Here is a 5,265-nt window from a genome sequence, read left to right as displayed (position 1 = left end):
CCAGTTCTTGCGCAAATATCCTGATGTCTTTGTCGCGGTGAACGAGGGTGTCTTCGGCCATGATGCTTTGCAGTTTATTGCTCTCGCTGTTCAGTTCGCGCCAAAGGATGTCTTTTAGTTCAGACAGTCCTTGCCCCGTAACAGCCGAGATAAACACCACGGGAAGGTCGGTGGGCAGCGTTTCGCGCAACATCTCAATCAGTTCGTCGTCTAGCAAGTCGCATTTGGTTATGGCCAATACGCGGTGCTTGTCGTTCAGTTCGGGGTTGAAGTTGTTCAGCTCGTTAAGCAGTACCTCGTACTCTTTCTTGATGTCGTCGGTATCGCCGGGCACCATGAAGAGCAAAAGCGAGTTGCGCTCGATATGCCGAAGAAAGCGCAGCCCCAAGCCTTTTCCTTCGCTTGCTCCCTCGATGATGCCGGGGATGTCGGCCATCACAAACGACTTATGGTCGTGATAGGCCACGATGCCCAGCGATGGTTCGAGGGTGGTGAAAGGGTAGTTGGCAATCTTAGGACGTGCCGAAGAGAGCGACGAGAGCAGCGTTGACTTGCCTGCATTGGGGAAGCCCACCAGTCCGACGTCGGCCAAAAGTTTCAATTCCAGTATGATGGTCATCTCCTCCATCGGCTCGCCAGGTTGCGCATAGCGTGGCGTTTGGTTGGTGGCCGTGCGGAATTGGAAGTTACCCAGTCCGCCTCGGCCCCCTTTTAGCAGCATCACCACCTGCCCGTCGTGCATAACATCGCAGACATACTTGCCTGTTTCGGCGTTGTACACCACCGTTCCGCAAGGCACGTCAATATAAACGTCCTTGCCGTCTGTGCCGTGACATTTGTCTCTTCCGCCGTTTCCGCCATGCTCGGCGAACACGTGCCGTTGGAATTTAAGGTGCAACAGCGTCCAATAATTGTGGTTTCCGCGCAGGTAAATGTTTCCACCGCGCCCGCCGTCGCCCCCGTCGGGACCGCCGTTAGGGTTGTATTTTACGTGTCGGAGGTGCATAGAACCCCTTCCGCCCTTACCAGAGCGGCAGTAAATCTTTACGTAGTCTACGAAGTTTGATTCGGGCATGAGCAGTTTAGATGTTGTCAATCACAGCACACACGTCGGCAAAGATGCGTTCCAGTTCGCCCAATCCGTCGATGTGGTTGTGGATGTTTTCTGTTTTATACCATTCGATGAGCGGTGCCGTTTGGCTGTGATACACGCCCAGTCGTTTTTTAATTGTTTCTTCGTTGTCGTCTGTGCGCCCGCTTTGTTGTCCGCGCAGCACCAGTCTTTTCATCAGTTCTTCTTCGGGAACGTCCAGTTCAATCATGGCAGCCACCTCGTGTCCGCGTTCGGCAAGCATCTTTTTAAGTGCCTCGGCTTGGGCAATGGTGCGTGGAAAGCCGTCGAAGATAACGCCTTTATGTTCTTTTCCAAAGCTGTCGTACACGTTGGCCAGGATGTCAATCATCAGTTCGTCGGGTATCAGTTGCCCGTTGTCGATATATTCCTTGGCTGTCTTGCCCAATGGTGTGCCGTTCTTTATCTCGTTGCGCAGGACGTCGCCCGTCGAGATATGTTCTAAACCGTACTTGGCGATCATCTTGTCGCTTTGTGTGCCTTTGCCCGAACCGGGTGCACCGAAGATAACGATATTCTTCATTTCGTTGTGTTTATTGTGAAAAAATTATTATGTGGTTTTTTACCATTGCATGTGAAAAAGCGTTGTGTCCTTACTCTTCCACCACGGTATAAATGTCTCTTAGGTTGCGCCCTTGTTGGTTATAGTCCAAGCCATAGCCCACAATAAAGTCGTTTGGTATTTCGAAGGCGGCATATTCCACATCGAGTGGAACCGTAAGTCGGTCGGGTTTAACCAGCAATGTGCAGATATGTATCGACTTGGGCGAGCGCGTTCCCAGCGATTCAATCATGCGTTTAATGGTCAATCCCGACTCAACGATGTCTTCAACGATGATAACCGTTCGTCCGGCAAGGTCTTCGTTGATGCCAATCACTTCTTTAATTTTTCCCGTTGATGTTGTGCCTTGGTAGGATGCCAGCTTAACGAAGGATATTTCGCAGGGTATGGTGAGCATGCGCATGAGGTCGGCGGCAAACATAAACGAGCCATTTAGTACGGCCAAAAGCAGCGGGTTCTTATCGGCCATGTCTTTGTTTATCCTGTCTGCAACGGCTTTAACGTGTTCTTGTATTTGGGTTTCCGTGATGGAGGTCTCGAAAACCTTATCTATCAATTTAATTCGAGCCATATAATCTTTTTGCTATTAAGCTGCAAAAATACGAAAAAAAAGTGGAACACGGGGACTTAACTAACGTTATTTAGGTTTTTATGGGGTTGAGGAGGGCGTTTAAAAGTGAAAGGGGGAAAGTGTGACGTTTAAAGGTGAAAGGGTGAAAAGGTGAAAAAATGACGTTTAAAGGTGAAAGGGTGAAAAAGTGAAAGGGTGAAAAAATGACGTTTAAAGGTGAAAAGGTGAAAAAGTGAAAAGGTGAAAAAATGGCTGCGCCCACAAACTTATCAACTCATCAAATTCATCAGCTTGCCAACTCACCAACTCACTAACTCACTAACTCATCAACTCATCAACTCAACAACTCATCAACTCATCAGCTTACCAACGCATCAACTCGTCAACTTAACAATTTATCAGCTTACCAACTCACCAGCTCACAAACTAACCAACTCACCAACTTAACAACTCATCAACTCAAAAACTCCTCAACTCACCAACTCCTTAACTCACCAGCTCACAAACTAACCAACTCACCAACTTAACAACTCATCAGCTCAAAAACTCCTCAACCCACCAACTCAAAATCTTAAATTCTTATATATTATTTTACAAATGCACTCTGAGTTTTACTCCGTTCTAGCGAAAATGTAGGCCGAAAAGTAGGTAAATAACTACTGTTTTTGGCTTTTTACGTCTTCCGTCTTGTCTACATTTGAGAAAGAAACCTGCATTTTGCACCATTTAGCCTTTCTAGTTTGGTTGCCGGCTCGTAATTTTCCAAGCTCAATTTCGCCCTTTTAACCCCTAAAACCCCACTTTTTAATGGCTATTTTGCCCTTTTCAGGCATGTGTTTCATGTCTCGGAGAGGTTATGTTTATACAATAGTGGTGTATTTATATGCTTTTCGCGTTGCATTTAGCACCATTTTGAGCTGCATTTTGCACCATTTTACCTTGCGTTTAGCATCAAAACACACTGCATTTAGCATCAAAACGCACTGCATTTTGCACCAAAACGCACTGCGTTTAGCACCAAAACACGGTACATTTAGCAACAAATAGCCTAAAAACTGGTGCAAATGGCGGTTTCCTTAAATAAATATTCATTTTACCTACATGTACAACCAGCCCCTTTTCGCATCAAGACAAACCTCCGCGAGAATCGATTTTTTGCGACAAGATGGGCGGTTGGTTGACGAAAAGGGCACTTTTTGTGTTAAAATTCTTACCGAAAACTGGACAAGGGTAGTTGTGCCATGTAAGCGTGCATGAGCAACAGAACAGGGAGCCAGTGCGCTTACTACCTCTCGGCGCAAGCGTTTGCAGAGTATGCTGACCACGGCCAACGCAGGCGGCATCAGGCAAATGCAGCAGTAATCTGCCGGCAATAGGCTGTTTACGGCTTGTAGTGGATGTTTGGAATGCCTTCCGCCAGGTGGCCTTTTGATGCACAACCATGTTTTGACATAGCCGAATGGGACAAAATTTCAGACTTAATCGTATCTTAATCCTGGTGTTTCGTGCATCAATGAGGGGTGTTTCACTTGGTTTTGCATCGCAAGGCAACGAGTCCCTCCCTATCTATGGACATCTTAATAGGCAAGACCGCTTTGTGCTGAATGATGGCGGATTTGTAAAACATTAACAATGCGTTTGGCCTAAATCGTTCATCAGAAAAAGATTTAAAGCTGTTGTAAGAGGGCTGATTGAGGGGTGGCAAAGCCTGTCGCCGTACCTGCCATAAAGCATCTTTATGGTGCATTTTGTTAGCATTTCGGCACAAAGAACATAATAATATGTAAATGTTAGGTGCTTTTGCTAGTCAAAAGTAATTTAATTTGTATTTTTGCACATTATGAAGATATTCACTGGCACTCAGATTAAGGAGCTAGACAAGTTTACGATTGAAAACGAGCCCGTGGCAAGCATCGACCTGATGGAACGTGCGGCCAAGGCCATTGTGCGCGTCTTGCGAGAAGAATGGGACAACAGAACGCCGTTCGTGGTGTTTGCTGGCCCAGGAAACAACGGCGGCGATGCGCTGGCTGTGGCCCGTTTGATGGCCGAGGCTGGCTATAAGGTGGCGGTGTTTCTCTTCAACGTTAACGGTAAACTGTCTGACGACTGCGCCACGAACAAGCAAAGGGTGATGGATTGTAAGCGCATCAAGGCCTTTACGGAGGTTGTGGTGGACTTCGACCCGCCTGAACTGACGGCCGAAACGGTGGTGATAGACGGACTTTTCGGTGCCGGACTGAACAAGACACTTACCGGCGGCTTTGCCTCTTTGGTGAAATACATCAACCAATCGCCTGCCAAGGTGGTGAGCATCGACCTGCCTTCGGGGCTGATGACCGAGGACAATACGCACAATGTGAAGTCGCATATTGTGAAAGCGAACCTCACACTGACGTTGCAACAGAAGAAGTTGGCCATGCTTTTTGAAGACAACCAGCAGTTTATAGGTTGCTTGCGGGTGCTGGACATTAGGCTTAGCCCAGAGTACATCGCGCGCACAGATGCAAAATACAAGGTGTTGGAGGAGGCCGACGTGCGCAGCCGAATGCTTAAACGCGGCGATTTCGTTAATAAGGGCCTGATGGGGCATGCACTTATCGTGGCCGGTAGCTACGGCATGGCCGGAGCAGCGGTGCTGGCCGGGCGTGCTTGCATGCGTTCGGGGGTGGGAAAACTAACCATCTGTACCCCTCGGCGCAACTACGACGTGATGCAAATATCTCTGCCCGAGGCCATTTTAAGCGCTGGTAAAGAAGATTATTTCTTCACCGAACCCCTCGACACCGAACATTATGATGCCGTGGGGATGGGTCCTGGCCTGGGACAACACGAAGATACGGCCATTGCGCTTATCTCGCAGATACGACGTACGCAATGTCCGATGGTGATTGATGCCGATGCGCTGAACATACTGGCCTCGCATAAGGCGTGGATGCAACAGCTGCCACAGAACTTGATACTGACACCACACGTGGGCGAGTTCGACAGGTTGGGCAA

The 5,265-nt window shown here is 48.2% G+C and carries 4 protein-coding genes; 1 reads left to right on the top strand and 3 read right to left on the bottom strand.

Annotation, left to right across the window (positions count from 1 at the left end; all coding sequences use genetic code 11):
* The 3 genes from obgE to hpt all read right to left on the bottom strand — a co-directional run.
* Positions 1-1,075, bottom strand: a 1,075-nt coding sequence (gene obgE / locus BN93_RS06015; RefSeq protein ID WP_044259935.1) for a GTPase ObgE, incomplete at its 3' end; no start/stop codon positions are given.
* 7 nt (positions 1,076-1,082) lie between these two features.
* Positions 1,083-1,655, bottom strand: a complete 573-nt coding sequence (locus BN93_RS06010) for an adenylate kinase (protein WP_019187436.1) — start codon at positions 1,653-1,655, stop codon at positions 1,083-1,085.
* A gap of 70 nt (positions 1,656-1,725) precedes the next feature.
* Positions 1,726-2,265: a hypoxanthine phosphoribosyltransferase gene (hpt, locus tag BN93_RS06005; RefSeq protein WP_019187435.1), complete on the bottom strand. Its 540-nt coding sequence runs from the start codon at positions 2,263-2,265 to the stop codon at positions 1,726-1,728.
* A 1,840-nt stretch (positions 2,266-4,105) separates the two neighbouring features.
* Here hpt and BN93_RS05995 point away from each other — a divergent pair.
* A partial coding sequence (locus tag BN93_RS05995) for an NAD(P)H-hydrate epimerase (RefSeq protein WP_084768697.1) occupies positions 4,106-5,265 on the top strand: 1,160 nt, incomplete at its 3' end.

Source organism: Prevotella conceptionensis 9403948 (assembly GCF_000312305.1).
GTDB lineage: Bacteria > Bacteroidota > Bacteroidia > Bacteroidales > Bacteroidaceae > Prevotella > Prevotella conceptionensis.
This window is presented reverse-complemented; position numbering and strand designations above follow the sequence as displayed.

What these genes read in the sequence shown, in the direction of transcription:
- hpt (WP_019187435.1), bottom strand. Translation starts at nt 2,265, where the DNA reads ATGGCTCGAATTAAATTGATAGATAAGGTTTTCGAGACCTCCATCACG.
- BN93_RS06010 (WP_019187436.1), bottom strand. Translation starts at nt 1,655, where the DNA reads ATGAAGAATATCGTTATCTTCGGTGCACCCGGTTCGGGCAAAGGCACA.